This window comes from Achromobacter sp. 10T422 (assembly GCF_056394065.1).
On the sequence record NZ_JBFTHD010000012.1, the window covers coordinates 24,041 to 50,654 of the forward strand.

A 26,614-nucleotide genomic window follows, 5' to 3' on the forward strand; every position below is an offset into this window, starting at 1 on the left:
TTAGGGGCACATTGGGTGAGGCGGGCAGAGGCAAACGGGTTCTCCTCGTAATCTCGGTGATTGTAATGGCGGCCATACCGGTAGCTGGCGGACGCTAAAGTGTTTCGTATCGGACCTCCGAAGTGAAGTCATTAACCGCTTCGATGCTTGCGAGGCCCTATGACCTGCCCCCAGATTTAGTGGGTCGCAAGCCGCCGTCGGTAACGGGGTCCGTTTTCGGCTGCACAGCCAAAAGCAGCCATGAACGCTAGATGTTCTCTGCCAGATAGCGTCCGGGTGTGACACCAAATGTTCTTTTGAATAGCGCAATAAAGGCACTGACATTGTCGTAGCCCAGTTCAAGAGCGATTGTTGTCACCGTTTTTCCGGCAGCCAATAACTCCAATGCACGCAGCAAGCGTGCCCGCTGTCTCCACGCGGTGAAGGTAAGTCCGGTTTCATCCACGAACTTACGGCTCAGCGTGCGTGATGTGATATGCCCCCAAAGCGCCCACTCTTCTAACGAGCGTTCATCAGCAGGCTGTTCGGTAAGCGCAATGGCGATACGTTGCAATCGGCTATCCGCAGGCATGGGAAGCCAGAACGTGTCCGCTGTGGATTCTCCAATTTCATCCAGTATGACTTGAGCCAAACGCAGTTGGCTCGGTCTTAATACGCCCGTTTCCCAGGCGCCCGCGCGGAGTACCGCCTCTCGTAGCAGAGGGCTCACTTCGATGACGCGCGGCTCCTTGGGAAGGCCAATACTGGATTGGGGGGATACATAGACACTCCACCCATTGAATGCGCCATGCGAGCGACCTTCATGCATCACCGATGGTGGAATCCATACACCACGGGAACATGGCACAACCCACGTCCCCATGTGCGTACGCACGCTCAGCAGACCAGACAACAAACCGAACAGTTGCCCGCTGGGGTGGTGATGTGGGCCAGATTCTCGGAATGTGCTTTCACTGCCGACAACGGAAATCAATGGCGGATTGCTTCCGTCTACAAAGCGTGCCTGGTCCAACTTATCGATAAAAGTGATTGATGACACGGATTGGCGTATTTGAGCTATTCAATGGCAGAAGTAGTCTATCACCACCACCGTTATTGGCCATATGCTTCATCTGAGATTCTTAAACGTGAGCACAGAGATGTCCCAACAACTGACCGATATCGCCCAGCTGGCGCAGATGTATGACCCGCCCTCGGAGAGGATTACTAAAGGAGTGCTGCCGCATTTGATGCCATTCCATCGTCAGTACCTTGGTGTAGCAACCTTTTTCTGTGTGGCTACCGGTAATGCCGACGGTCTGGATGCATCGCCGCGCGGGGGACCTCCCGGCTTCGTACATGTGCTCGATGACAAGCACATTGCGTTTGCTGATTGGCCCGGAAATAACCGCATAGCGTCKCTGACAAATCTTGTTGAGGATGATCGCATTGGCATGCTTTTTCTTTTCCCAGGGCTGGAGGTGTTTATGCGCATCAACGGCCATGCGGCCATCAACACGGACGAAGCCTTGCTTGAATCGTTAAAGGAAAAAGACAAGAGACCAAAATGCGCAATTGTCGTCAGGATTGACGAAGTGCTCTTCCATTGCGGAAAGGCGATTAATCGAGCGCAGCTTTGGGCGGAATCATCACGAATAGAACGAGACCAAGTYCCCACGCCAGGCCAGATTGTTGCCGCGATGACGGGCGCTGGAGCCGATATGACGCAGCAGGTGGACGAGGGTTACTACAAATCTATACGCAATGACCTGTATTAGCCTGCTGCATCGACTACAGGCCTGAAGTAGGCTTATCGGCCGCAGGCTCAGACTGACGTGAACATTTGGGCGGAAAAGAACGCCGAGTTCCGAGCTTTGGTCCTGGGCCGGATAGCGTCCAATGATTGGTTCGTCAATCAAAGTAATAGGTGGAGCTATGTACAAGGTTGAAGTCCCGACGATGACCATGGGCCATTCGTTCGTGAAGCAGGGCCAAACCAGCCAGACCAATGCCTCTTTCGCTGATGCGCTTCAAGACGCGCAGCGCGGCGTTGACCGACTCCAGATCAAGAAGTCCCCTCCAGTGTTGTCAGACGCTGAACAGGAACTCCAAGACTTCGTGGCCATGAGCCCCGAAGAGCGCTTTTTTGACCTGACCCTGCGGTCGCTTGGCATCTCGAAGGAAGAGTACGCCGCGATGAGCCCAGCAGAAAAAGAAGAAGTGGCGCGACTTGTGCAACAGCGCATCGCAGAACGAATTAAAGACAATGCCAACAATGGGCGAGCTTCAACGTTTGAACTCTCATAAGCCGTAATTTTTTGCCAGTCGCCTGGCCTCCTGCCGTCGTTTGACTGCAAGACTTGCGGCGGGTGTACATCCGCAGTCCCTTCGGTATTCGACCAGAGGATGTTCTCGTGATCTGGTTGAGGTCGACAAAGGGAACTGGTCCCTCGGCAATGGTGTCGAGCAATATGCTTGAGCGCCTGGACTCCTGAAGTTGAAATTTTTGCGGCCCCGGCGTCGGATGATTGGCTGCTGTGGGGAGAGGCGGGTGGCCGTTACGCGCGGAAGCGGACGGCGATGACCGTCGGCTCACGGCCAGGAGCGGTCAGTCGACAGCGTGGACCGGATCGTTGACAAACAAGGTTGGCTTGACGATCATTTTGGATTGCAGATGGGGCTCGCGTTGCGTGAATGAAACACCGCACGCTCGCGTAGTCTTTGAGTTGCAAGGGGGCATCTGGAGAGGTCTATGCCGGTTGGAATTGAAATTGACGGGATTGCTTTTAGCGAACTGGCGTTGGTGGATCGGCCGATACACGCAGCCGCACTCGGCCGCATTTTTACAAGCTGGTCACTAATCGAGAGTTCTATAACGGCCCTGCTGGGATTGATGATGCACGGTGATCATCGGGCGGCGCTGGCAATCCTCGAGACTTTCAAGAACAACAGCAGCAGGGTCGAAGCAGTCAGGCGAGTTGGCAAGGAGGTGCTTGATGCGTCTCTTCGCCACGACTTCGACGAGTTAATGAAGGACGTGCTTTCTTACGCAAGAGAACGGAACGCCATTGCGCACGGACTCTGGGGCACTCGCAAAGCCGAACGCGAAGTTGTATACCGCATGCCTGTGTCAGCACTCTCAAGCGTCATCGTCGAGGCGCCGCACAAGACTGATCATGACACCGGTGCGCTGCTGGATTCATTCAAAGATGAGATAACAACGCTGACCGTAGATGATCTCGAACGAATTGAGCAGAAAGGGAGAGACCTGCTACGCCGTGTCATGAGCGAAACGACACAGAAGGTGTATTCACGGGTGCGCTCGGGCTTGCTGCCTAAATAGTTCAACCTGCTCTTCGATCGCTTGCTTAGGATTTGGTGGAATGATGTTCACCGGTATGACAACTTCGCAGTCTACTGGCTCCCTATGTTCCAGTTTTAATTCCACAACACTGTTACCAAGCACATGGTAGAAGAACGTTGCATAGGCACGAACGTCTGCCTCGTTCGGGTGGTTCTGCTGCGACTCACAAAGGCCGCCCTCGTCGAGTAGGGTATGAACGCGGCCATGTCGGAAGTCAAGTACGAATGGAAGGGCAACTGTCATGCGGTCGTTAAGAAGAATGACGCGCACGACGCCCTCCCCGAATGCATCGACGCGCATTGTCATTGCTTCGAGCCCGGCTATGGGTCCGTCAGGCCATAGTCCAATAGAAACTTGTCGGCCTTCTAGCTCGCCAAGTGTTCCAGTAGTGCCGCCGGCTTGCAGCAACGTCAGTGTTTCTGTATGAATAATTTCCAGCCACGGCCCCAACCGATTCCGGTTTGCATAGGTCTCGCGATCGTTCTCAATATGCAATTCTCGGGAAATGTAATGCCGCGCGAGTGCCTCCATGATGCAAAGGTCGCTCGATATACGGCGGCGGTCTACAGGCACGTCAGGATCGACAATCTCTCCGTTCAAACTTGCGTGAGCGACAGCGCAACGTCCGCTTTCAAAGAGATGATCGCCGACGTCTAGGCCACTGGCCCGAAGCTCGGCGATCCGTGCAACAGCTCTTTCGTCAGTCAGATTGTCGAGGTTAGCGTTAATCCATTGCCCCTTGGCCCTGCCATTCGCGAATTGCGACTCAATAACTTTGTGAAAGCTCAAAAAAGAATAGTTATCGTGAACGTGGCGAAGGCGACTTCCTTCGCGGTAAAACGCTAACGCCTTGCGCGCAAGCTCATCCCGGACAAGCGGCATGTGATTACAGTTGAAGTTTTTCGCAGATAGGGTGCCTAAGCTTGAAAAGACATTATGCGGATCCCCGTAGAGGATCGGGTGGCTGCCGTGCACGTATCCACTCACATCAACAAACCCGCCTTGATACCACCCGAGAATCGAACTGAATCGATAGATCTTCGAGAGCGCTTCGTCGACGTTCTCTCTGTCGCAAGTAACCGTAATCCCGGGGGGCGAGGGTGCACCGTTCAGCTTCGAACCTCGCAGGATGTAGTCCTCTCCGTCATAGGTAACCCAAACGTCAGCGGGTGGCCAAGCGATGGATGTGGCTACGCCTGCCGTTAGCCAACCACGACGGCTTCTTAACTTTCTTTCGACCGCCTCTCCAACATAGTGAGGAATATAAGGCCCAGCCATTGTTTGCCTCTTTATCGAATGATTCGGTGCATCGCCATAACCATAAAGATAGATTACACGCCTCGATCTCTACACACGAACCGCCGTTTCGTATAAAGTCAACCGTCCGTTTCGGGTCGACTGCAGCGATTAGATGTTGACTAAAATCGGTCGGAAGCGGCATTCCGGTTGATCGGCGTCCACGTCGGGTTCTGGCTGTTTGTAGCCGGTCACGAAACGGACTTTGGGCGGCGGCAATGCGCCGCCCGCAACGGGTTCTTCTACCCCGCTGCTAAGAACTTCTTAACTAACAGGCCGCCAGCGACGTCTGCGGGTGCCGACCTTGTCGACTTTTATCGGCCGATCAAGACTCGACAACACACGGTGAAGCACTGCGTCCACTCGGGGTCTGACCGCGATACCAGGGCGGGCTAGCTAGGAGGAGGAAATGACGAAATCCATGGCGGCTTCAAAGTGTCCTTGTGCGGCGGAACGGTTCGCTCGGTAGAGCCTGACAAAAGATCTAGCGCAGTTCGCGTGCGCTGACTTTTCTGACTGGAATGCCGCGACGGCATCGGCTGCCTTCGTATTGCCCGGGCTCTTGGCCGCTTCCAACTGCCCCCAAAGAGCAATGAGGATAGTCGCCCGCTCGCGGAACAGATTCTTGCGAGTATCAGTATCCGCCAGCGCGAAGAATTCAATGGTTGTTTGCGCGCGGTCTCGGCCGTACCCGTTGGATGGGACAGGACGCGGGGAAGCGCCTACGAACTCGATAAGATCTTCCGGATCATCGTCGAAGTCGCCTAGCGGGTAGATCAAAAGTGGTTGTTCAGATGCGAGCGTCTTTGGATCATCCCCGTCGAAATCGTAGTTGCCGACGATGGGAAAGTAGTCGCTCTTCAATGCGCTGTTGCAGGGCTTGCAGGCGGCACCGTAGTTGAAGAGATGATATGGAAGTCGATGGTAGCCCGGAGCATTGAGCGCAGGCCTCGTGATTATTAGTCCATGGGCTGAGAACTTCGCCGGAGCCTTCCACGCACGCACCCTTCCCTTTGGCCGGAAGTGCTCTACGTCTTGCTCCCCCATGCCGAACTGTTCGCTTTCTAGCTTGCGCTCACAGAAGATGCATTTACCCTCTCCCTGCAAGCGCATGTAGACGGCCTTCACATCCGACCAGATGTTTGAGGCCTCGTCGTATTTGCCAATCTTAATGAAGTCGGCGGTACGCGCGCTTGCCCTTGCTATCCAGCTTGGGGAGTGGGCGTCAACTAGCGCTTTCAAGTCCTGGTAGGAGATCTTGTAGCCGATCATTCGATCCGTTCTCCGCCATGTGACATCTGCTTGAGCAGTTCCATTGCCGCATCCGAGTCACCTCGGCTGGCGCGCAGGCTCAGTTCCTTGATCGCGCGTTGTCTTCCCGCTGCTCGCGTGGACTTAAGGCCGAAGAAGTCGGTGAGCAGCACCTGATCTGCATCCAATCCGTGCACCGGCTGCTCGATGCGTTTCGCCTTTGTGGCCTGGCCGCGATCGGGCTGCATTGTCAGGATATTCATCCATTCGAGTGAGCCAACGATCAGAGGACTATGCGAAGTCACAATGAACTGGATCTTAGGTAACGCTCTGGACAGAGTAGGAAGAAGCTTCAGTTGCCATTCCGGATGCAGGTGCAAGTCAATTTCGTCGATCATCACGATGCCGCAGTTATCGACCAGCCTCTTGCCTCTAGGGCAGGTCATGCAGATGTGATAAAGCAAGTCGCCAGCCCATCCAAGGAACGCGCGATAACCGTCGGACAGAGCGGGGAATGGGACACGAAGACCTCCTCGCTCGAAGAGGTACTCCCCCTGTTCAAGTTCGCCGGTAAAGCGGTAGTGCCCACTGCCGATGAGCCTGTTCAACAGCGTGACCACCTGTGAGAAGCGTCCTGGATTCTTGTGCTGGTAGTCCGGCAGCCAACTGCTTAGAGGTACGAGTGTGTACGAGTCTTCGAAGAGACTTTGCACCCGTAAAGCGCGTGCGAAGGAGCGACTCGTGCGGCTGCCTCGGTCATATCTTTCCTTCTGCTCAACACGCCTAGTCGCGCCATAACCGACAAAAAACAACGCGTCAGTTCCTGCACTGAAGATGGGTTCCCAAGCCTTATGCTGATGGTGTGACCATTCCATTTCCTCGAAGTCTCTGATCCGGCTCAACATCACCTCGGACTCGAGCTGCCGAATTTCATCGGGCACCCGATCTTGCTCGTGAGGAGTGAACGTCGCCTGAATCAGGGCTTGGAGTGGAGGAATTTCCGTGTCAGCCTTCTTTCCATAGGTCTTGGTAGAACGCGCCTTATCGGACGCAGCCCTTTTGAGCGGCTCCTGCCGGATAAGACGATACGGATAAATCCCGGACTTGCCCACCGCAGGCCCGAGGCATGCAAGCGCCACCGCCTTCAAAAGCGTAGTCTTGCCCGCTCCATTGTTACCCAGTAGCAGGTTGACGTTCGGAAGGCGAGGTAATGGCAAATCGAGCTGGTGGAAGTCTAGATCGCTGTGCAGGAACTGCACGCTTGCACTTCGGAAAGTGCGGAAGTTATGCAGGTCGATTCGATTGATGTACATGCTGTCCCTGAGCTGAGAGGTGTCATGCTGCCGACGCAGCTAAGCTAAGCTCAGCTAAGCTTAGTTTAGCTGAGCTGGCCCGACTTTACGCTAGCCGCTTAAGCTAGCCCAGCAATGCCGTCGAGTGGTGCTTCACGTCCGAGTTAAGCGGACAGACCTAGCGAGATAGGGTGGGCAGATTGCTGCCTAGGCGGATGAAATAACCTCAAAAAAGCAGTGCCAATTTTCAGATGCGCAAAGCAGTGCTGCATGCCTCAACTGCAGCTGGCGTGGGTCGCCAAGCGCACCACCCTGACATCCCAACTTCCGCTTTGGGTCGGGAACGGCCGGTCGACAAGGACGGCTCGCGGCCACAAGCAGCTGTTCAACTTGCATACCTCAAGTCTCGAGTTGTGGCCCTTGCTGGCCGTCTCAAGAAGAACTCCACTCGCGTCTTAAGCCGCGTAGAAGACCACTCCGAGGTCCTGCGGGAAATGAAGCGCCTCCGGACTCAGGCTCCCGGAACGACGCGCATGGGTTCCACACAGAACGCGGCTAAAGAGACGAAGGCGATGGAATATTTACTGCTGGCGCGACCGCAGCAGTCGTCACAATGCAACACACCCAGTGAATTTCATTGGATGTCGAGGCCGTAGCTTGCTACCGATGCCGTCCCGTTGGTGTCAACCCATGTGAGATGGGTTACACAATAAAAATCAATTCAACGAGTTCTAATCTATGCCGTTATTGAAAACCGAGATTGCGAAGCGGAAGAGGAAGATGCTTTTAAATCCAAAATCTCCCCGCCCACAGCCTTCGCTATTATTGCGGCACGAATCGATCCCAAATTGCTAGAGGCATCACTCGGAAGATCCAGGCCTTTCAGTTGTTCGGCGTAGTGATCGGTAATCTCCATGACGCCAGACTTATAAATTGTCGCAACACGCTGATCGCCCTTCATAACAGCCTTAACTGCATTTTGGGGCGAGTTGTCGGCTTCAATGCGAGCCATGCCTCGTTCTACTGCTTCCGCTTTGCGCAGCGCTTCAGCCGAAGCCTCTAAATTATGAGCAAAGTTAGCGGTAGGTTTGACCAGCGGAAGATTCAGGTCCGCAATGCTGCGCGACTTTACCGTTAAAGGTATGCCTTTGGAAACGTCCATAAAACGAACCTCCCTCTGTTAAATATTTCCAATCACTGAAAAAGCCGTCCGACTGTTGAGTCAGCCTGATCCATCAGTCAATTCTACGAATCCCTGAACCGCATTAATGCACGAAATAACGCCCACCTTTATGGCTATTTGTGCCATTGCGTGCAGACGTGCAGCAACCGTCCGGTATGTTCCTGTTATGCATTGATGGCCATGCCTTGGCCTGGACAGATCCACATGGCGCCGCGCTGCAATGGCTGTGATCCAGCGATTTCTTCGCTGATCAACGTAGAAATCGCCATGGAGAGATGCGACAGGCCACTTCGGGTCGGCAGCAGACGGCTGCAAATCCTCCTCCTCGAACCCTGTCCGCCCGTACGCACGCAGGCCCGTCGCACCACATCCAACATCATCAAGGCAAGCTCCACCAACAAAGCCAACCAGCAAGCCGCGTTAACTGTCTAGATCCGCCGCCCTTGATCCGGCGCAGGCAGATGGTCGCGTAACCATTGGTCCAACCCGCAGACCGCGATGCCGCGCTGGGCGTTGAACGTTTGTGCCTTGTCCCAGGCCACGCCGCGCCCCTCGGCGAATACGGCGCGGTACTTGCGCAACGCGTTTGCCGGATCGTCGGCTAGTTGGCGTTTCAGTTCGGGCACTGTCCATTCGTGGCGCTGGACTTTGACGCCACGGGCGCGATCCAGGGCGTCGGCCACCTCTCGATAGGTGACGGTATCGCCGGCGACATACACCGCACGGTTGGCGATGCGCGGTTCGGTGAACAGAATCTCCGCCGTCAGGTTGCCGATGTCATCGGCGGTCGTAAGCGTGACGGCCGTGTCCCAACTGCCTAGCGCGTTCACGGTATTGGCCGCCAGGTCGACCACGCCGAAGGCCGGTTCGAACAAGAAGCTGGTGAACATGCCTGTCGAGACAATGACCCATTCGGTGTTCGGCTGAGCGCGCAGCATATCGCGCACGTCCAGTTGTTCGTCGAACAGGTCCTGCGGGCTGTTCCGGCCGATGACGTCGTAGTCCACGCCGAATTGCCACGGTACAAAGCGCTTGACGTCGGCATCCAGCGCGGCGCGCGCAATCTTGCGCTGCACGCCCGGGCCGCCCACGAATCCCGTGCACGAGATCACGGTGTGGAAACGGCTGAATGTGTCGGCGAGCTCGTCGCTGGATTGCGTCGCCAGGTCGCCTGCGACGATATGTACGCCCAGGGCGTTCAGGTCAGCCAGGTCTTGCTGCTTCGCCGTGTCGGTGGAAGTGACAGTCGACGGGCGCAACAGGACCGAGAGGGAAACGTGGGCGGCGCGTTTGGCGTGGGGAGCCAGATGGCGCAGCACGGCCATGCCGAGTTGGCCTGCGCCCAGGACCAGAATGGCGTTGTCGTTCAACATGGGAAATCCCGCTAGGAAATGAGTATTTGAAAAATGGGCCGCGGCCCGCCGCGATCGCGATGCGGAAAAAATGCAGCCCTGATGTGATTTGCAGTGTAGGAGCGCGCACTCCGTCCATTGTTCGCCGCGCTTGAATACACAACGCGCAGGAAGCACACGGGTTGCGCCGGCCGCATTGTTAACATTGGGAGCTCCCGCCGAAATTGGCGCACGCACTATCGGCAGGCAGGCTTATGGACAAACTTCAAGCGATGGCAACTTTCGTACGGGTCGTTCAGGCGCGCAGCTTCAGCAAGGCGGCGCAGTCCCTGGGGATGCCACGTTCGTCGGTGACGACGACGGTCAAGAACCTGGAGGCCCACCTGGGCACGCCGCTGCTTCGACGCAGCACCCGCAGCCTGAGCCTGACCGACGCGGGCGCGCGCTACCTGGCGGCGTGCCAGGCCATCCTGGCCAATATCGCCGACGCGGAAAACGACATGTCCGCGACGAGCCGGGCGCCGCGCGGACGAGTTCGCGTCGACATGCCGGGTGCCATTGGAAGGGCGATCGTGGTGCCGCGGCTGCTCGAATTCGAGGCGCGCTATCCGGATATCGAAGTCGTGCTGGGATTGAGTGATCGGCCGGCGGACTTGATTTACGAAGGCATCGACTGCGCGATCCGCAGCGGCACGCTGGCAGACTCGACGCTGGTGGCGCGCAAGCTTGGCGAGTTGGCTTGGCTAACCTGCGCGTCACCCAAGTACCTGGCTCGGTTCGGAGAGCCGGAATCCGTGGCCGCGCTGGAAGCGCACCGAGTGGTCAACTACCTGTCCAACGCCACCGGCCGTCCGCTGGACTGGCGCTTCAGTGTCAATGGCGAAGCCGTGGCGGTGTCTCTGTCCTGCCGCTATGCCGTCAACGAAACCGAGGCCTATCTGCACTGCGGTCTGGAGGGGCTGGGCCTTATCCAGCTATCCGAACTGGCGGCATCTGTCTACCTGCGCAGCGGGCGCCTGCGGGAAGTTCTGGCGGATGCCCGATGCGCCCCTGTGCCGATTTCCATTGTCTATCCGCAAGCTCGCGCCACGGCGGCGGTCAAGACGTTCGTGGACTGGGTCATCGCGATCGCGCGGCCCGAGCTGGCCGTATGAACCGACGCGGACGTTCAACTCTGCCACTTCAAGGCGCATCGGAGCCGCGTGCTACAGAAATAGATTCGAGTTTGCCTGCGCGGGCATCACGTCTCCACGCCCTGGTAAGCCCGTCTTGGGGTGGGGCGGGTGTATATGAATAACCGCTTCCGGCCAGGAGTGGTCGTCCGGACGATAGAATCTACCGTCCACTTCTGACAGATGACCATGACGACCTCACACAAAGAACAGCGCCGGTCTGTGCGGCGCATCCTCGCAGATGTTGCCTCGCTCAGCCATGATCAACGCTACCAGCGGATGGTGGAGCTCGGTCGTCAATCCATCACGGATGCACATCTTGCCGAAGATCTGAGCTCACTCGCGCAATCGGAGATCCACTACGAGCGCTTGTTGGCGCTGATGTCGGCCAGCGGCTCCCATGCGGCGGATCTGATCGTCACGATGCTTGCCGACCCATCGCCAATGCTGGCAATGCGTGCGGCCCGGCTGGCGGCGCGTGTCGTGCCCGATGAGACGCTGGTGCAACTGATGCCGGACATGACGAAGCCGTGCCGCCGGGATCTTGCCTGCCAGCTCTGGCGATCTGGACGCGGACAGGTGAACGATGCCGTCTATCMGAAACTGGAAGGCGCGGCGCGCCGGCATCTGTTGCAGTGGACGACAGATGCATTCATCGGCAGCCATCTGGACGCGGCGCAGATTGCCGCGCTTGAGGCGCCGCAGTGGGCAACGTTAGCGCAACGGTTGCCTGGATTCGTGCGCGATAGGCTGGTGCAAGAGCTGGAGCAGTCCGGTAACCCGTCCTACGTATTACGCGTTGCCATCAGAGCCTCGCTCTATCGCTTGCTGCGCAGCGACCCGGCGGGCGGGTTGAGTCTGTTGCGCGTGGCTAGCACCCGAATCCCGGTGAATGATTTGCCTCTGGCACGTTATGCATCCTTCTTCCCGGAGGAAATCGCCGCCATTATTGTGGACCTGGGAGGCAGGCAGCGCGTGCCGCTCACTGCGCAAACCCTGCGGCGCCTGGACGCGCCGACGCTTTGCAAACTGTTGTCGGCCGACGCGCTCCCCAACCTGCGCGCGGTTTTTCAACACCTGCATGCTGGCCAGCGGGACGCGCTCTACCACCATTGCGGCGAAGCCTGGCGCGGAGACAGCGGGGCTTTGCCGTTTGAGTTCGTGCGCGAGCTATCCAGCGCTGCCCGGCAGGCCGAAGCGCGTCATGCGTTCTCGTTGCGGCTCCATGCCGCCGAGCCGATGGTCCGCCTGCCTTACCTGTCCTGCCTGCCGTTTCAGGAAGCGCTGGCCCTGGCCCAGCCATTTCTGTCGCAGCCTGATGGCGAATTGCGCGCGCAAGCCGTGGCGGCGGTAGTCGGGGCAGGGCGGTACGAGGCATCAAGCCTGCCCGCCATTCTGGACTTTTGCCTAGCGCGTGAAAACGAACAGGACCCCGTTCGGCTTGCGATGTTTACGGCCCTGGCGGCGCTACCGCCTTCGCGTTGGGAAGCCGAGCATCTAAGCGGGTTTGCCGCGCTGATCGATGCCGCGTTGCGTGCGCGTGACTGCTCGCACCAGACCATGCTGGCGGCCACGCAATGGTTGATGGCCATCATCACTACTCAACCTGCCTTTGTTGTCGAGTCGCTGCCCCGCCTTGTCGAGCGTATGGGCAGCATGGGCAATCTTCGCTATGGGCACTGGGAATCCCGCATGAGCGATGGCGAATTGCTCAAGATCGCCCCACATCTGATGGGGCTGCTTGAGACATGGATACGGCGAGATCGCGCCCAGGTTGCGCTGCAGCTTATCTTCGGTTTCGGATGCCGTGCGAAAGCCGTGGATCTGTTCGTCGAAATGTTTGCCAACCTGGCCCGGGACAAGCGCGGCAATGTGGCACGTTCGGGCCTGGAGGCGTTGGTGCGGCTCGGGCTCCGGAAGAGGGTGGCCGAATTGGTTCCTAGCTTGGTACAGCAAGATCCGAGCTGGATTCAGGTTGCTGCGGTTTCCGGGCATTTGCATCTGCACAGGCAGGACTTGCTAACGCCATTTCTGAGCGCCCGCGTCTACAAGGGGCGGTTTCCAAGCGGAAAGGCGGCGTTCCTTCCTGGCTATGACAGCGGGTTCTTTCGGTGGACGGCCGCCCAGCAGCAATGCTATGCCGGCGAACTGCTTAAAGTCCTGACCAGCACGCAACGCAATGCGTGGGAACTCTACGGTTCAGTCCAGCGATACGCGGCTATGCCGTCCATCGACCTGGCTCCGCTTGTCCATCTTGCGCGCCTGGACGCGCCTGATCAGGGGCTGCGCGACAAGACGCTGGAAGCGCTCGGGCGTGCCGATGCCGGACGCGGCGTGGCAGAGCTGATGCAAGCATTGGATGACGGCCGGGCCCGCGTCGCCATCTATGCCTTGCGTCGATCCTTGATGAACCTGCGCCCCGCGCAGGTGCTGGATCTGCTTGGCCGCGTACCGCGCGGCAAGATCACCGTAGCTAAGGAGATCATCCGGCTCGCTGGCGATCTAAGGACAGAGGGCGCTTTTGCATTCCTGGCCCGAATCGAAGATGAACCCAAGCTGCATCAGGATGTGGCGATTGCCTTGATGCGGGCGTACTGGAACTTCCTTGATCGCCCTGAAGTCTGGCAGCGATTGCACGCCGCCGCTTGCAGCGAGCAGCCGGCGCTGGCGCGCGCCACCATCCGTATTCCGCCGATTGGCCTTTCCCCGGACAGCCAGCGCGCGTTGAGCAAGCACCTTGCATTGCTGCTCGGGCATTCCGATGCGCAAATCCGCAAGGAAACACTGCAACGACTGATAGCGATGCCGCCAGGAGAAGGCGAGCCTGCGCTGTACAACGCGCTGGCCGCGCAGCTGGATGACGTGGATGTCTCGCTCGTTGAACTCGCGGCCAGCGCGCTGCTGGCCATTTATGCAAGAAACTTGCCGCGGGAACTCGCGAGCAGTTTCGCAGGCATAACGCAAGCGCGTTCATTGGCTGCAGTGGTCGCCGCGTACCGGGGGCGGTTGCACCGTGGCCAGCCGGAACTGGCCGCGTCGGCGGGCATGCTGGTTGAAGCGTTGCTGGCCAGGCGCTGGCATCCGGGACTGGCGCTACGGCTCGCGTTCTCGATATTGAGTCCCGAGGCCGTGTTGGCGATTGCGAAGCAATTCGATTCCTCGACGTTGTTGCATCCGGGTGCCGTTGGGGATGTCCTTGATTCGCTTGCGGATACGGTGGCGGGTGCGGGCGCGGATCAACTGACCCATGTGGAAGCACATTTGGGGGCAGAGGGTAATGCCGGCATGCGGCGCATCGGCCTGGGCCTGCTACGCGAAATGTCGACCCGAAGTGGATGGACGGACGCGATGCGCCAACGGCTAAGTTTCTATCGGAACGACAAGGATGGCTGGGTTTCCGACGCAGCCGACCTGATTACTTATCCGGATGAGCTTTCCAAATCAGGCGATTTCTCGTAGTTCAAGGAGCCAAAGCGCGGCGATGGGCCGGAATCGGTCAGCTAATGACAGCCACATTCTGCCGGAGGCGGCCGCATAATGTTTTGACACCAGAACCGCTGGGCATGTGTTAGGATTTTTCGCCAAATCAAAGATATTGCCAGTTTCATCAGGTCTGACCGTGTGAGTTGTATCGAGCAACTTCGGGAGAATGGTTATGAAACGTTGGTTGGTATCAGGGTCATCACGTCCGCGGCGTCCGGCGCTGCGCTGGTTATATCCACTGGTCACCACCGGCTCTCTCCTACCGGCGGCTACCTACGTCTCCGCTCAGACGGTGGGCCCCGGACCGATTGGGGTGCCCGTCAATGTTGGCAGCGGCACCACCACCGTGGTGGGCGGCACAGCGGTCACCACCCCTGGGACCTCATCTGCGGTGACGGGCGGCACGTTGATCGTCGATCCCACAGCGGGTCCAAGCCCTGGACCGGTGTCATTCTCCGCAAGCAACTTCAATTCATTCGGCATTTACGCAACGGGCGGAACGATTATCTTCCGAAGCGGCGCAACGCCCGGTGTCACCACGTCCATCACGACCGCTGGTAATGCGTCGGCGGGTCTGTGGACGCAGAACACCGGCGTATCAGCGACGTCGCCCGGCGGGCTGAGCATTCATACCACCGGCGGGTACGCGAACGTCGGCGGTCTGCCCGTTGGCTCCTACGGCGCTGTCGCGAGCCACAACAGCAGTATGTCTTTGACCCAAGCCAACATCCTCACAGAAGGCTTGGGCGCCACGGGCGTCTATGCCTTCGGCAGTCAAGTCACGCTTAACAACGTTGCCATCGCCACGCGGGGCAATGCTTACCGGGACGCCACCGGCACCTATGGCGCCTATGGGGCGCTTGCCAATGCACTGAATGGCGTGCGCGGCAAGGTTATCGTCACGGGCGGGACGATCTCCACGGCAGGCGACGTGGCCTATGGGGTGGGCGCCATCGGCTCCGACGCCACAATCAATGGCACCATCATCACCACGTCAGGCGCCAGCGGTAACGGCCTGTTCGCAAACGCCGGCACGATCAGCGCATCGAACGTGGCGGTGACCGCAACAGGGGCGTCCGCCTACGGGGCCTATGCAGTGGTGGGGTCGACCATCACGCTGCAAGATTCACAAATCACTACCCAGGGTGCCTCGGGATACAACCTGCTCAGTTATGGCGCGAACTCTCGGGTGTTCGGCACCAACGTCACCGCGCTGTCCACAGGCAACAATGCTCCCGGCGCGACGGCATGGGGTACGACGCCCACCGACAACGTGGCAGTGAGTCTGACCGGCGGCTCCGTGCAAACGCAAGGCACCAACTCGCATGGCTTGTACGCCCGTGGCGCGAAGGCGACCGTCTCCATTGACGGCACGTCGGTCAGCACCTCCGGGCAGGGCGCTTTTGCCGCGCGTGTCAGCAACGGGGCCTTGAACGCGACCAATGCCACATTGCAGGCAAGCGGCGTGGACGCGGTCGGTTTGGGGCTGAGCAGCGATGCAGGCATCACGGCTACCGCAACGCTGACGGGCGGCACGTTGACCAGCGCGCAGCTCGACGCCATCGCGGTAAATGGCGGCACCGCGCAAGTCACGTTGACGGGCACACAAGTCACCGGGGCGCCGCGTTGGCTGCGTGTCGTCGGAGGCTCAACGCTTGCCGCCGATCCGTTGGCGGCACCGGATGAAACGACAGCTTCAGGGCTCAATTCGCCCGGCCTGTCGGGCGTGAGGGTGGCGATCCTGGCAGGCGGGGTAATCGCGCCAGCGGCTGGCCCCATCAGTATCGCCACGATCAACGCGTCTGGGGCCACGCTTAACGGCTCGGCGCTGACCGAGAGCGGCGCTGAGTCCACCGTCTCGCTAAACAATGGCACGGTATGGAACATGTCCGGGAATTCAAACATCACTTCCCTGACCAACAACGCGAGCCAGATTCTATTCACGGCGCCCTCATCGGGCACATTCAAAACACTCACCGCGGTCAATTACGCCGGTTCTGGCGGGGGCCTGATTGGCTTGAACACCTACCTGGGGAATGACAGCTCCCCCTCGGACAAGCTGGTCATTGATGGCGGCGCCGCGACGGGCACGACAGGCTTGCGCATTGCTAACGCGGGAGGTCCCGGAGCGTTGACCACGGCAGCCGGCATCAAGGTCGTCGACACCATCAATGGAGCCACGACCCAATCGTCCGCATTCTCCTTGACCGGGCGCGCTGTCGCAGGCCCCTACGAATATCGGCTCTACAAGGGGTCCGCCGCGGCGCCCACCGATCAGAGCTGGTACTTGCGGTCTGAAAAGGAACCGGAACCGCCGCCTGAACCGCCTGTGCCACCCGAGCCGCCTATCCCGCCTGTCCCGCCCGCGCCGCCCGGGCCGACCCCCAACCCCGAGCCGCTGTACCGGCCCGAAGTTGCGGCTTACCTGGCAAACCAACGCATGGTTGGCCAAATGTTCGTGCAGAGCATGCACGACCGGCTGGGAGAACCGCAGTTCATCGAATCGCAACAGTTCCCGGACAACGACAGCAAGCGCAGAGCGATCTGGTTGCGCGCGGTAGGAAAATGGGAAGGCTCCCACAGCCGCGACGGCAACTTTGACGTCAGCACCGACCTTTTCCTATTGCAGGGCGGCGGAGATCTTGCGCAGTGGAAGCTCTTTTCAGAGACTGATCGTTTGCATCTGGGAGCCATGCTCGGTTACGGGACGGCCGACAGCACTGCCCGCGCCGACGGCAACCCCTACAAAGCAAAAGGCCGCGTCAACGGGTACAGCGCAGGCGTGTACGGCACATGGTTTCAAAACGATGAGACCAAACTCGGCGCGTACGTGGACACCTGGTTCCAATACGGCTGGTTCAACAATCGAGTGCAAGGAACCGATCTGCCGCGCGTTGACTACGATTCTCAGGGTTGGGCGGTGTCTGCAGAGGCCGGGTACGCATTCAAGCTGCGGGAAAACTGGATGCTGGAACCGCAGGCGCAAATCATCTATGTCGACACCAACACCGACAGCATCACGGAGCAGAACGGCACCCGGGTAGACCGTGCCGATTCCAATGGGACCATCACCCGCCTTGGGGTGCGCACGTTCACCACGCTTGACCTTGGCAACAACCGCAAGGCCCAACCCTTCGCGACCGTGAACTGGTGGCACAGCAGCGTCGACAGTTCCGTGTCGTTCAATCAATTACCCGTTGGAGAGTTGTACCCCAAGGACCGATATGAATTGAAGGTGGGCGTCCATGCGGATTTCACAAAGGGCTGGACGGGATGGGTCAACGCTTCCGGCAGCTGGGGCGCGCAGGACTACCATCAGTACGTAGGGCGGATCGGCGTGAAGTACACGTGGTGATGCAACCCCGCCAACCTGACCCGGCGCGCTTTGATTTTTCCCATACCTATTCGTATGGCTGATCACAGCAGCCGGGGGTGGGGCGTCTTTGTCCGTCATGTTTCCGTCGTCGGCGCATTACCGGCTAACACCGCTTCGTAGCCACGAGCCAATGCGCCTTGCAAGGTTGAGCGCACACAATCTTTGCCCTGGAAACGGCACCTGATCCTTACAGGCGCTGCGTCTACGCCCATTCAGAACGTCGTCAACTGACTTGGATTAGTAATGTTATTACATTACAATACTCGCTCGAATTTTCGCTGCATCGTCCCCCGGCTGGGGACTCCGTCATCATCCGCTTCCCTTCATGTCTCCCTTGATTCCTGCTTCTTCTACGGCACGCCTGCGTTCCATCGACGCCTTGCGCGGCCTGGTCATTGTCATTATGTTGCTTGACCACGTTCGCGAGACTTTCTTTTTGCACCATCAGGTCAGCGACCCGATGGACGTGTCGGCCACCGACCCCGCACTGTTCTTTTCCCGTTTGCTCGCGCATCTTTGCGCCCCTGTCTTCGTCTTCTTGACCGGCGTATCCGCCTGGCTCTACGGCGCTAAAGCCGGCAGCCGTGGTGCGGCGGCCGCGTTCCTGGCCAAGCGCGGGGCGTTCCTGATCCTGCTGGAAATTGTGGTGGTGAATTTTGCGTGGACGTTCCAGTTCCCGCCGTCAGTTATCTACCTGCAAGTGATTTGGGTGATTGGTTTGAGCATGCTGGCGCTGGCCGCCTTGCTGTGGCTGCCGCGTGCCGCCTTGGTGGTGATCGGCGTGTTGCTGGTGGCGGGGCATAACGCGCTGGACGGTGTGCACGTTGCCGCGGGCGAGTTCATGCATGTGCCGTGGGCAGTGTTGCATGACCGTGGCTGGATTCAGGTGGGCGACGCCTTGCGGCTGCGCACGTCGTACCCCTTGCTGCCGTGGATTGGCGTGATTGCGCTGGGCTATGCGGTGGGGCCGTGGTTTCAGGCGCGCGTGCCGGCGGCTGTGCGGCAACGCCGCTTGTGGGCGGCAGGCATCGCGGCGCTGGCCGGCTTCGTCGTGCTGCGCATGCTGAATGGGTATGGGCAGGCGCAACCATGGGCCGTGCAGGATGATGCGCTGCATACCGTGATGAGCTTCGTGAACATCACCAAGTACCCGCCTTCCTTGATGTTTTTGCTGCTGACACTCGGGCTGGGCCTGTGTTTGCTGGTGCTGATTGAACGCGCGCAAACCGCTGCCTGGGTGGGGGTGCTGTGCGTGTTTGGCGCCGCGCCGATGTTCTTCTATCTGCTGCATCTGTATGTGCTGAAGGCGCTGTATCTGGCGGGTGAGGGCGTCTGGGGGCTGAACCAGGGCAAGTTTTTTGGTGTGGACAGCATGGCCAGCATCTGGCTGATTTCCGTGCTGTTGGCGGTGGCCCTGTACTGGCCCGTGCGGTGGTTTGGCCGGTTGAAGGCAGCCCGCCGTGACATCTTCTGGCTCAAGTATTTGTGATGGTGGCGCGTCGATGGGGGAAGTGGTCCGCGTGCGTGGCCACGTTGATGACGCCGTGCCTGGCTGACGCGCAGCAAAGCCCGGTCACCTTGTATGGGGTGGTCGATCTGAGCCTGGCGGGTTTCTCGACGCAGGAGCGCGGCACGGCCGTGAACATGCAGTCGGGTGTGCAGTCGGGGTCGCGGTGGGGCTTGCGCGGCAGTGAAGACTTGGGCAATGGCATGCGCGCCAACTTCCAACTGGAAAGCGGCGTCGTGGCCAACAACGGCAAGTCGGCGCAGGGCGGGCGTCTGTTCGGGCGCGCGGCTTGGGTGGGCTTGTCGGGCGGCTGGGGCGATCTGCGCCTGGGCCGTCAGACGTCGGTGTCGTCGGCAACGCTGGCGGACTATGACGCGTTTCTGGCGTCGTACTTGATCACGGGCGCGCAGACCGTGCTGCTGCCTTACAACGCGAATCGGGCGGATAACACCGTGGCGCTTTGGACGCCGTCGGTGAGCGGGTGGCGCGCGGGGGCGGACGTCAGCCTGGATTACGACGGGGGCGGCGGGTTTGAAACGTCGGCGACGAACAAGCTCTACAGCGCCGCGTTGATCTATGAACAACCCGGCTACGCCGTCACGGCAACCTATGAAGGCGCGCGTTGGGCAGACGGCACGGTGCAGTCCGCCGCGATGAGGCAGGCAGGCGGCGCGCGCCAGCCGGATGCCTATACGCTGGCAGGCCGCGCCACCGTCGACGCGTTCACGCTGTATGCGGCCGGGTCCATCATGCGCAACGGCTCGACGATTCCGGCGGTGCCGTCGCCGGGGCAGCGCGCGTACTTTCCGGGCAGCACGGTGCATGCGGTGATGGCCGGGGCCGCGTGGCGGTTGGGGGCCAACACCGTCATGGCGTCGTGGCAGGGCAGCATGCCTAGCGGCGGCGCGTTGGCGCGCGATGGCGCCACGCACACGCAGCAGGTCTATTCGGCGGGTTATGGGTACGACCTGTCCAAGCGCACCAACCTCTATGCCATTTACGGCTATATGCGGGGCGCCTGGTCAGATTCGTCGTGGCATCAAGCCCAATACGCGGTGGGCATGCGCCACCGGTTTTAGTACGTCTTGCTGGAAATCTGCTGGGCGGTTTGAAGGTCAAGCCATTTGGTGTCTTGGGGAATGCGGTCCAGGTTGCCCAGGTCGATCTGCGTTTGCAGCGCGTCCTTCAACGCTTGTTCCGGCACGGCGACGGAATCTGCGAACACGCCGTCGTCGATCAGGCGTTGCACGGACGCGCGCACCACGGCGGGGTCCAGGTTCGGGAACAGCTTCAATCCGCTGGCCACCGCGGCGGCCGGGTCTTTGTGGATGGCCTTCAAGGCGCGGTCGATGCCCGACACAAATTTCTGCTGCACCTGCGGGGAGATGTCCTGGCGGGTGGAGATGGCCGAGAACGTGTACGGGCCGATCTCGCGCGAGAAGGCCGACACCACCTTGTAGCCCTGGGCCTGTGCCTGGGACGCGCCCGGTTCGTAGAGCACGGCGCAGTCGGCCTTGCCCGAGCTCAAGGGGCCAATCTCATTACCCAGCGGCACTTCCAGCAAATCCAGATCGCGCTTTGGGTCCAGCCCGGCGTTTTTCACGAGCTTCAGGAAGGCGGATGAGCTGGTTGTGGGCATGGCGCCCGTGGCGATGGTGGCGCCTTTCAGGCTTTTGAAGCCGTCGAACTTGAAGTCTTGTTTGCACGTCAACCACACGCCCAGGCGGTTCAAGGTGCCGCCCACGACTTTCACGGGCGCGCCGCGGCCAAAGGAGATTGCCGTCCATTCCGGGCCGTGCAGCGAGAAGTCGGCGCTGCGGGAAATCACGGCAGCCAGCGCGTTGGTGGACGACGAGGCCACGTCGATGCGCACGTCCAGCCCTTCATCCTTGAAGTACCCGTGTTCTTCGGCGAAGTACACCGGCAGGTAGAACACGGACTTGAAGGCGGCGGACACCACCGCCTTGTCGTTGGCGGCGAAAGCGGAGACGGACAGCAGCGACGCAACGGCGGCCGTGGCCAAGCGCAGGGAAAGATTCGGATTCATAGGGAATGTGCAGGCTTGGAAATCAGGTTCGGAAATTGCAGTMTGAATGCGTAGGTTCAGTCTGAATGAATGTAAGGAATGAATGTAAGGTCAGGAAATTGCAGTCTGAATGCGTGGGTTTTGGGTACGCCGTTCAGAGCTTGAATTGGGTGGCGTAGGTTTGGTCTTTCCAGCGCAGCAAGCGCTTTTCGGCGACGTCCACGCCGGCATACAGAACAAAGCCCAGCAGCATCAGCGAGAAGATGCCGACCCAGACAGTGTTCAGGTCATACAGCGACGAGGCCACGAAGATCACGTGCCCCAGCCCGTACTTGGACGAAATGAACTCGCCCACCACGGTGCCCACCAGCGCAAAGCCGATGTTGATGCGGAACGTGCTGATGATGGCGGGCAGCGCTGATGGCACGACCACCTTGCGAAAGATCTGGCGGCGGCTGGCGCCCAGAGAAACCATCATCTTCTGGATGTCGGGGTCTGTGTCCTTGGCGGCCTGAAATGCGGCCAGCAAGGCGACGATGGACGTCAGCGATACGGACAGCGCCACTTTTGAAATGACGCCAGTGCCAAACCACAGGATCACCAGCGGCGCGAACGCAATCTTTGGCACGCTGTTGATGGCGACCAGAAAGGGTTCGACGACCCGCGCGCCATAGGGCGAATACCACAGCGCCAAGCCAGGCGCGGTGCCCAGCACGGTGCCCGCTACAAAGCCCACGGCGGATGCCCACAGCGTGTAGTTGGCGTGCTCCCAAAGCTCGCCGGACTGGATCATTTTCCAGGCGGCTTGCAGCACGCCGGCGGGCGAACCGAACAGAAAGCCCGACACGGCGCCCGACTGGACGCCGGCTTCCCACGCGCCGAACAGCACGGCAAGTATCAGCAACTGGGTGACCACCACGGGCAGGCGGAAACGGGCGGCGCGAGGAGCGCGGCGAGTGCGTTGGGCGCGGTCGCTGCGTTCGACGCGGGTATTGGCGGCCAAGGTGTGTTGCCGGCTATCGCCCAAGGCGGCGCTGGCGGCAGGAGTAACGGTGGGCTGGCTCATGCGTGGGTTCCGGTTTTGCGGCCGGTCTGAATGTCGAGTTCCTGGCAGAGCAGGTCGAAGTACGCCGGAAAGCGGCTGTCGTGGCGCGCGGCCAGGGGTGAGCGTGTGCCGAGTTCGATCTTGTGTTCGCTTTTCAATCGGCCGGGGCGGGCGCTCAAGACGAAGATGCGTTCAGACAGTGCAATGGCTTCGTCGATGTCGTGCGTCACCAGCACCACTGTCTTGCCCTTTTGGCTGACGGTGTCGGCCAGCATGGACTCCAGGAACAAGCGGGTTTGGTAGTCCAGCGCCGAGAACGGTTCGTCCAGCAGCAGCACATCCGGGTCCGGCAGCAAGGTGCGCGCCAGCGCCACGCGTTGCCGCATGCCGCCCGACAGCGCCTTGGGGTAGCTGTCTTGAAACGGCAGCAGGCCAAAGGTGTTCAGATAGTCGCGTGCCAGTTCGACGGATTCCGCGCGGGGCGTGCCGCGTATTTCCAGGCCGACCAGCACGTTGTCGAGCACGGTGCGCCAGGGCATGAGCAGATCGCGTTGCAGCATGTAGCCGACGCGTCCGCGCAGGTTGGGCAGGGGCTTGCCATCCAGCGCGATGGTGCCGGCATCGTGTTCAAGCAGGCCGGTCAGGATATTGAACAAGGTGGACTTGCCGCAGCCCGAGGGGCCGATGATGCTGACGAATTCACCGCTGGCGGCGTTCAGGCTGATGTCGTCCAGCACCTGGACGGGGCCGGTGTCGGTCTGGAACCGCTTGGACAGATTGCGGATTTCCAGTTTTAAAGCAGGGGCTAGTGTCATGGCGGTGCAATCTCAGGCCGCCTCAGGCCGCGCCATGCGCAAGTTCCAACGCCACGACGTCTTCATGCGGCACTTCCAGCGCCTCGTTAAAGCGCTTGAAGAAGCTGCACAGCGCAATGCGGATCGTCAGTTCCACAATCTGTTCTTCGCTGAAGAACGATTGCAGCTTGCTGTAGAACGCGTCGCTGACTTGCGACGGCGTCAAGGTCACCAGCACCGCGTAGTCGCGAACCAGCAGGTCTTGCTCGTCCAGCCCGGGCACGCTGGGTTCCAGCAGGCGGTCGATGGCGTCTTGCGAAATGCCGTGCGCCGCCAGCTTGGGCGTGTGCAGCGTGACGCAGTAGTGGCAGGCGTGCGCCTTGGATGCCGTCAGCAACGCAATTTCCAGATGGCGCGGCGAGATCAAGCCGTCTTCACGCGATTGCACCAGGTAAGAGAAAAAATGCTTCAACGCGGGCGGCCGGGGCGCGAACGCGCTCAGCATGTTGGCGTATGGGCCGTAGTCTTGAAGCAGTTGATTGAAGAGGGTGGCGGTGTTGGAATCCAGCGTGGCGGGATTCAGGGGGCTCAGGCGGGGCACGGCGATTCCAGCGGAATAAGAAAATGACGCTGTCATCCTAAAAGATGCATGCCCGCCTGAAAAATACCGATATCACATATGGTTATGGGGACGCAGGGCGCTTATGCCGACAGCCAATTAGCATCGCCCTCGATCAGCGTACCGCCGTGGCTGGTGGTGTCGCCTTGGCGCGCCACTGGTTGCCCTTCGATGGTGGCGGATGCGGAACCGCTGACGATGACGGCGCCGCAGCTGATGCGGTCGCCCACGCGGGCGATCGGCCGGCCGTTGATGGCGGCGGTGGACGCGCCGCTGACGATGGTGCCGGGGCCATGGAGCGGGCAGGCGTGAGCATGGCCAACAAGGGCGACGGGGATCATGGGGGCTCCTTTGATCAGAGTGGCTGAAATCGGAATGGCTGCGATCAGATTGGCGGTAATCAGATTGGGGGCAATCAGATTGGGGGCAATCAGATTGGCTTCAATGAGACTGGCCTCAATGAGGTTGGCCTCAATGTTAGGGAGCCATTCAAAATTAGCCATAGGACGATTCAGAAAAGCAGCCCCCCGTATTTGCCTGACGCGCCTGTCGCCCATGCGCTACAAGCGCTGGCCCCCCGTTGCATCAATACTCTGCCCGGTGACCCAGCGTCCTTCGTGCGAGGCCAGGAACGCGACGATATCCGCAATGTCTTCCGGCTGGCCGACGCGCCCCAGCGCAATCGTCTGGGCAATGGCGCGGCTGATGTCGGGGTCGCGGGCGCGGGTGTTCATGTCGGTGGCGGTGGCGCCGGGCAGCACGGCGTTCACCGTAATGCCGCGCGCGCCCAGGTCGCTGGCCAGCAGCAGCGTCAGCGCCTCCAGCCCCGCTTTGGCCGGTGCGTAGACGCTCATTTCGGGGTAGGCGGCGCGGGTGCCCATCGACGAGATATTGACGATGCGCCCGCCGTCGCGCAAGAAAGGCAGACAGTGCTGAATCAAAAAGAACGGCGTCTTCAAATTGACTTGCAGCACGCGGTCGAAATCGTCGGGTTTGACGTCGGCCAGCCGCGCACGCAGGCCCACGCCCGCGTTGTTGACCAGAATATCCAGGCCGTCGGCGCCCGTGTGTTGCTGCACCGTATGGCGCAGCGCTTCGGCGAGTATCGCCGCCGCGTCGGACGACGCCAGGTCGGCTTGCAAGGTCCAGGCGCGGCCGCCAGCGTCGCGGATCAGCGCTACGACTTCATCGGCGGCGTCGCGGGCGGCGTTGTAATGCACGGCGACGTGCGCGCCGCGCCGGCCCAGCGCCAGCGCAATGGCGCGGCCGATGCCGCGGCTGCCGCCGGTGACCAGCGCCGTCTTGCCGGCCAGCGAATCCGGGGTGTGGCTCATGCGGCCTCCGTGGCGGTCAGGGTCCAGGCTTGTTGCGCTTCCAGCGCACGGGCCTGCAACAGCAGGGCGTTGCGATCGACCTTGTTGGTGCCGGCCCATGGCAGTTCATCCACGAAGCGGATGCGGCGCGGGTGCTGATACGCGGGGCCGTTCGCCAGTGCATGGCGCTTAAGCGCGTCAGCATCCAGCCCGCTGCCGTCGCGGCGCACGACGAAGGCAACGGGGATGTGCCCGCGCTCTTCGTCGGCCAGCGGCACGACGCAGCTTTGGCGCACGTCGGGATGAGACTCCAGCAGCTTTTCCACTTCAACGGGATAGATGTTCTCGCCGCCGCACACGAACATGTCGTCGGCGCGGCCTACGAAATAGTAGAAGCCGTCGGCGTCGCGGCGCATGACGTCGCCGCTGTAATACCAGCCGTCTTGCAGCACCTGCGCGCTTTTTTCGGGCAGGTTGTGATAGCCGGACAACACGGCCGGGTTGTTCATCAGCAGCACGCCTTCGTCAGCGTTCGGGCCATCCGCCAGCCGCACGTGAGAAGGGTCCAGCGGATGGCCCACCGCCAGCGGCGGCGTGGGCAGGCCATGGGGATGCGGGCCGAACACGGCGGGGCCAGCTTCGGTGGTGCCATACCCATGCGTGATGCGCACATGCGGCAGCGCTTGCTGGATGCGTTCATACAGCGCCACCGTCATCGGGGCCGAGCCCAGCATCACGCGCGCCAGCGCGGATAGATCGCGGCCGTGCAGCAGCGCCGGGTCTTTGACCAGGCGGGCGAACATCGTCGGGACGGCGGTCAGGATGGTGATGCGGTAACGCTCCAGCGCATCGGCGTAAGCCGCGACGTCAAAGCTGGGCTGGATGACCAGCAGGCTGTTGCTGGCGAATGCGCGCTTGGCCATGAACAGGCCGTTCATATGGAACAGCGGTTGGGCCAACAGATAGTGTTCCTGAGCGGCGTTGGCCGTCACCGGAGCCGAGGTGGCCGTCAGCGCCCAGAGCTGGCCGGTGTGCGTCAGCGGCACGCCTTTGGGCTTGCCGGTGGAGCCGGACGTGTACAGCATCTGCGCGACGTCGTCGTTCGCGGGCGTGACGGTGTTGAACTCCGTGGGCGTAATCTGCGCGGCGAAGCCTTGGGGGCCGTCGTCGTCAAAGTCGAGCACGGGCACCGTGGCTTCGAACGCAGCGCGGCGCGGGGCATCCACGAACGCCAGCGCGATATCGGCGTCGCGGATCACGTAGTCGATATTCTCTTGCGACTGCTTGATGTTGATGGGCACGGCGACAAAGCCGGCGCGCATGATGCCGAAGTACGTAATCAGGTATTCGGCGCGGTTCAGCGCGGCAATCGCCACACGCGCGCCCGGCGGCAGGCCGCGCGCCGTCAGCCAGGCGGCCACGCCGCCTGCCAGTTGGCGAACCTGTTCGTGGTCGTAGTGCGCGGGCGCGCCGGGCTGGCGCAGGTCAATGATGGCGGGCAGGGCGGTGGCGCGGCGCGGGTCGGCCAGGTCGCCAAGGTTATTCAGCGTATGCGTCATGGG

The 26,614-nt window shown here is 60.5% G+C and carries 21 protein-coding genes; 8 read left to right on the forward strand and 13 right to left on the reverse strand.

Going from position 1 to position 26,614, the window contains the following annotated elements; translation table 11 throughout:
- Positions 1–247: 247 nt before the first annotated feature.
- Complete coding sequence (locus AC1DB0_RS27100) at positions 248–1,039, reverse strand: AraC family transcriptional regulator (protein WP_338060085.1); 792 nt, start codon at positions 1,037–1,039, stop codon at positions 248–250.
- Positions 1,040–1,139: 100 nt separating this feature from the next.
- Here AC1DB0_RS27100 and AC1DB0_RS27105 point away from each other — a divergent pair, with 100 nt between their 5' ends.
- The 3 genes from AC1DB0_RS27105 to AC1DB0_RS27115 all read left to right on the forward strand — a co-directional run bounded on the left by AC1DB0_RS27105 (position 1,140) and on the right by AC1DB0_RS27115 (position 3,322).
- Positions 1,140–1,757: an MSMEG_1061 family FMN-dependent PPOX-type flavoprotein gene (locus tag AC1DB0_RS27105; RefSeq protein ID WP_441372420.1), complete on the forward strand. Its 618-nt coding sequence runs from the start codon at positions 1,140–1,142 to the stop codon at positions 1,755–1,757.
- Between the two features lie 157 nt (positions 1,758–1,914).
- Entirely contained in the window at positions 1,915–2,286 is a 372-nt protein-coding gene (locus AC1DB0_RS27110) for a hypothetical protein (protein ID WP_476758355.1), read from the forward strand.
- Positions 2,287–2,731: 445 nt separating this feature from the next.
- Entirely contained in the window at positions 2,732–3,322 is a 591-nt protein-coding gene (locus tag AC1DB0_RS27115) for a hypothetical protein (RefSeq protein WP_476758354.1), read from the forward strand.
- Here AC1DB0_RS27115 and mauJ read toward each other — a convergent pair.
- From mauJ to AC1DB0_RS27140, 5 genes are all read right to left on the reverse strand, one after another.
- Positions 3,290–4,621 carry a methylamine utilization protein MauJ gene (gene mauJ / locus AC1DB0_RS27120; protein ID WP_476758353.1) on the reverse strand — a complete coding sequence of 444 codons (1,332 nt, stop codon included), beginning with the start codon at positions 4,619–4,621 and terminating at the stop codon, positions 3,290–3,292. The genes AC1DB0_RS27115 and mauJ overlap by 33 nt on opposite strands.
- 414 nt (positions 4,622–5,035) lie before the next feature.
- A complete protein-coding gene (locus tag AC1DB0_RS27125; protein ID WP_476758352.1) occupies positions 5,036–5,911 on the reverse strand; it encodes an HNH endonuclease family protein in 876 nt (291 codons plus the stop codon).
- Positions 5,908–7,203: an AAA family ATPase gene (locus AC1DB0_RS27130; RefSeq protein WP_476758351.1), complete on the reverse strand. Its 1,296-nt coding sequence runs from the start codon at positions 7,201–7,203 to the stop codon at positions 5,908–5,910. The genes AC1DB0_RS27125 and AC1DB0_RS27130 overlap by 4 nt, the downstream gene beginning before the upstream one ends.
- Before the next feature lie 715 nt (positions 7,204–7,918).
- Positions 7,919–8,344: a hypothetical protein gene (locus AC1DB0_RS27135; protein WP_476758350.1), complete on the reverse strand. Its 426-nt coding sequence runs from the start codon at positions 8,342–8,344 to the stop codon at positions 7,919–7,921.
- Positions 8,345–8,793: 449 nt separating this feature from the next.
- Complete coding sequence (locus AC1DB0_RS27140) at positions 8,794–9,738, reverse strand: aromatic alcohol reductase (RefSeq protein ID WP_447981654.1); 945 nt, start codon at positions 9,736–9,738, stop codon at positions 8,794–8,796.
- Between the two features lie 233 nt (positions 9,739–9,971).
- Here AC1DB0_RS27140 and AC1DB0_RS27145 point away from each other — a divergent pair, with 233 nt between their 5' ends.
- The 5 genes from AC1DB0_RS27145 to AC1DB0_RS27165 all read left to right on the forward strand — a co-directional run bounded on the left by AC1DB0_RS27145 (position 9,972) and on the right by AC1DB0_RS27165 (position 20,334).
- The gene (locus AC1DB0_RS27145; protein WP_476758349.1) at positions 9,972–10,871 is read left to right on the forward strand and encodes a LysR family transcriptional regulator; all 900 of its coding nucleotides are present in this window, start codon (positions 9,972–9,974) and stop codon (positions 10,869–10,871) included.
- Between the two features lie 207 nt (positions 10,872–11,078).
- Positions 11,079–14,348, forward strand: coding sequence for a hypothetical protein (locus AC1DB0_RS27150; RefSeq protein WP_476758788.1), 3,270 nt, complete (start codon positions 11,079–11,081; stop codon positions 14,346–14,348).
- A gap of 196 nt (positions 14,349–14,544) precedes the next feature.
- On the forward strand, positions 14,545–17,727 hold the full coding sequence (locus tag AC1DB0_RS27155; protein WP_476758347.1) for an autotransporter family protein: 3,183 nt from the start codon (positions 14,545–14,547) through the stop codon (positions 17,725–17,727).
- 346 nt (positions 17,728–18,073) lie between these two features.
- The gene (locus AC1DB0_RS27160; RefSeq protein WP_054426870.1) at positions 18,074–19,237 is read left to right on the forward strand and encodes an acetyltransferase domain-containing protein; all 1,164 of its coding nucleotides are present in this window, start codon (positions 18,074–18,076) and stop codon (positions 19,235–19,237) included.
- Between the two features lie 35 nt (positions 19,238–19,272).
- Complete coding sequence (locus tag AC1DB0_RS27165) at positions 19,273–20,334, forward strand: porin (RefSeq protein WP_476758346.1); 1,062 nt, start codon at positions 19,273–19,275, stop codon at positions 20,332–20,334.
- Here AC1DB0_RS27165 and AC1DB0_RS27170 read toward each other — a convergent pair.
- From AC1DB0_RS27170 to AC1DB0_RS27200, 7 genes are all read right to left on the reverse strand, one after another.
- Positions 20,331–21,302 carry an ABC transporter substrate-binding protein gene (locus tag AC1DB0_RS27170; protein ID WP_427945270.1) on the reverse strand — a complete coding sequence of 324 codons (972 nt, stop codon included), beginning with the start codon at positions 21,300–21,302 and terminating at the stop codon, positions 20,331–20,333. The two genes, AC1DB0_RS27165 and AC1DB0_RS27170, sit on opposite strands and share 4 nt — an antisense overlap.
- 133 nt (positions 21,303–21,435) lie before the next feature.
- Positions 21,436–22,347: an ABC transporter permease gene (locus AC1DB0_RS27175; RefSeq protein WP_476758345.1), complete on the reverse strand. Its 912-nt coding sequence runs from the start codon at positions 22,345–22,347 to the stop codon at positions 21,436–21,438.
- Entirely contained in the window at positions 22,344–23,141 is a 798-nt protein-coding gene (locus AC1DB0_RS27180; protein ID WP_441372430.1) for an ABC transporter ATP-binding protein, read from the reverse strand. Before AC1DB0_RS27180 ends, AC1DB0_RS27175 begins: the two co-directional genes overlap by 4 nt.
- Positions 23,142–23,163: 22 nt before the next feature.
- Entirely contained in the window at positions 23,164–23,721 is a 558-nt protein-coding gene (locus AC1DB0_RS27185) for a carboxymuconolactone decarboxylase family protein (RefSeq protein ID WP_342065574.1), read from the reverse strand.
- Between the two features lie 101 nt (positions 23,722–23,822).
- Positions 23,823–24,242 (reverse strand): PAAR domain-containing protein, encoded by a 420-nt coding sequence (locus tag AC1DB0_RS27190; RefSeq protein WP_476758344.1) that lies wholly within the window; start codon positions 24,240–24,242, stop codon positions 23,823–23,825.
- Between the two features lie 57 nt (positions 24,243–24,299).
- Positions 24,300–25,073, reverse strand: a complete 774-nt coding sequence (locus AC1DB0_RS27195) for an SDR family oxidoreductase (protein ID WP_175168669.1) — start codon at positions 25,071–25,073, stop codon at positions 24,300–24,302.
- Positions 25,070–26,611, reverse strand: coding sequence for a class I adenylate-forming enzyme family protein (locus AC1DB0_RS27200; protein ID WP_476758343.1), 1,542 nt, complete (start codon positions 26,609–26,611; stop codon positions 25,070–25,072). Before AC1DB0_RS27200 ends, AC1DB0_RS27195 begins: the two co-directional genes overlap by 4 nt.
- Positions 26,612–26,614 lie beyond the last annotated feature (3 nt).

What these genes read in the sequence shown, in the direction of transcription:
- AC1DB0_RS27125 (WP_476758352.1), bottom strand. Translation starts at nt 5,911, where the DNA reads ATGATCGGCTACAAGATCTCCTACCAGGACTTGAAAGCGCTAGTTGAC.
- AC1DB0_RS27110 (WP_476758355.1), top strand. Translation starts at nt 1,915, where the DNA reads ATGTACAAGGTTGAAGTCCCGACGATGACCATGGGCCATTCGTTCGTG.
- AC1DB0_RS27115 (WP_476758354.1), top strand. Translation starts at nt 2,732, where the DNA reads ATGCCGGTTGGAATTGAAATTGACGGGATTGCTTTTAGCGAACTGGCG.
- AC1DB0_RS27130 (WP_476758351.1), bottom strand. Translation starts at nt 7,203, where the DNA reads ATGTACATCAATCGAATCGACCTGCATAACTTCCGCACTTTCCGAAGT.
- AC1DB0_RS27160 (WP_054426870.1), top strand. Translation starts at nt 18,074, where the DNA reads ATGTCTCCCTTGATTCCTGCTTCTTCTACGGCACGCCTGCGTTCCATC.
- mauJ (WP_476758353.1), bottom strand. Translation starts at nt 4,621, where the DNA reads ATGGCTGGGCCTTATATTCCTCACTATGTTGGAGAGGCGGTCGAAAGA.
- AC1DB0_RS27175 (WP_476758345.1), bottom strand. Translation starts at nt 22,347, where the DNA reads ATGAGCCAGCCCACCGTTACTCCTGCCGCCAGCGCCGCCTTGGGCGAT.
- AC1DB0_RS27155 (WP_476758347.1), top strand. Translation starts at nt 14,545, where the DNA reads ATGAAACGTTGGTTGGTATCAGGGTCATCACGTCCGCGGCGTCCGGCG.
- AC1DB0_RS27135 (WP_476758350.1), bottom strand. Translation starts at nt 8,344, where the DNA reads ATGGACGTTTCCAAAGGCATACCTTTAACGGTAAAGTCGCGCAGCATT.
- AC1DB0_RS27140 (WP_447981654.1), bottom strand. Translation starts at nt 9,738, where the DNA reads ATGTTGAACGACAACGCCATTCTGGTCCTGGGCGCAGGCCAACTCGGC.
- AC1DB0_RS27200 (WP_476758343.1), bottom strand. Translation starts at nt 26,611, where the DNA reads ATGACGCATACGCTGAATAACCTTGGCGACCTGGCCGACCCGCGCCGC.
- AC1DB0_RS27190 (WP_476758344.1), bottom strand. Translation starts at nt 24,242, where the DNA reads ATGGCTAATTTTGAATGGCTCCCTAACATTGAGGCCAACCTCATTGAG.
- AC1DB0_RS27195 (WP_175168669.1), bottom strand. Translation starts at nt 25,073, where the DNA reads ATGAGCCACACCCCGGATTCGCTGGCCGGCAAGACGGCGCTGGTCACC.
- AC1DB0_RS27145 (WP_476758349.1), top strand. Translation starts at nt 9,972, where the DNA reads ATGGACAAACTTCAAGCGATGGCAACTTTCGTACGGGTCGTTCAGGCG.
- AC1DB0_RS27170 (WP_427945270.1), bottom strand. Translation starts at nt 21,302, where the DNA reads ATGAATCCGAATCTTTCCCTGCGCTTGGCCACGGCCGCCGTTGCGTCG.
- AC1DB0_RS27180 (WP_441372430.1), bottom strand. Translation starts at nt 23,141, where the DNA reads ATGACACTAGCCCCTGCTTTAAAACTGGAAATCCGCAATCTGTCCAAG.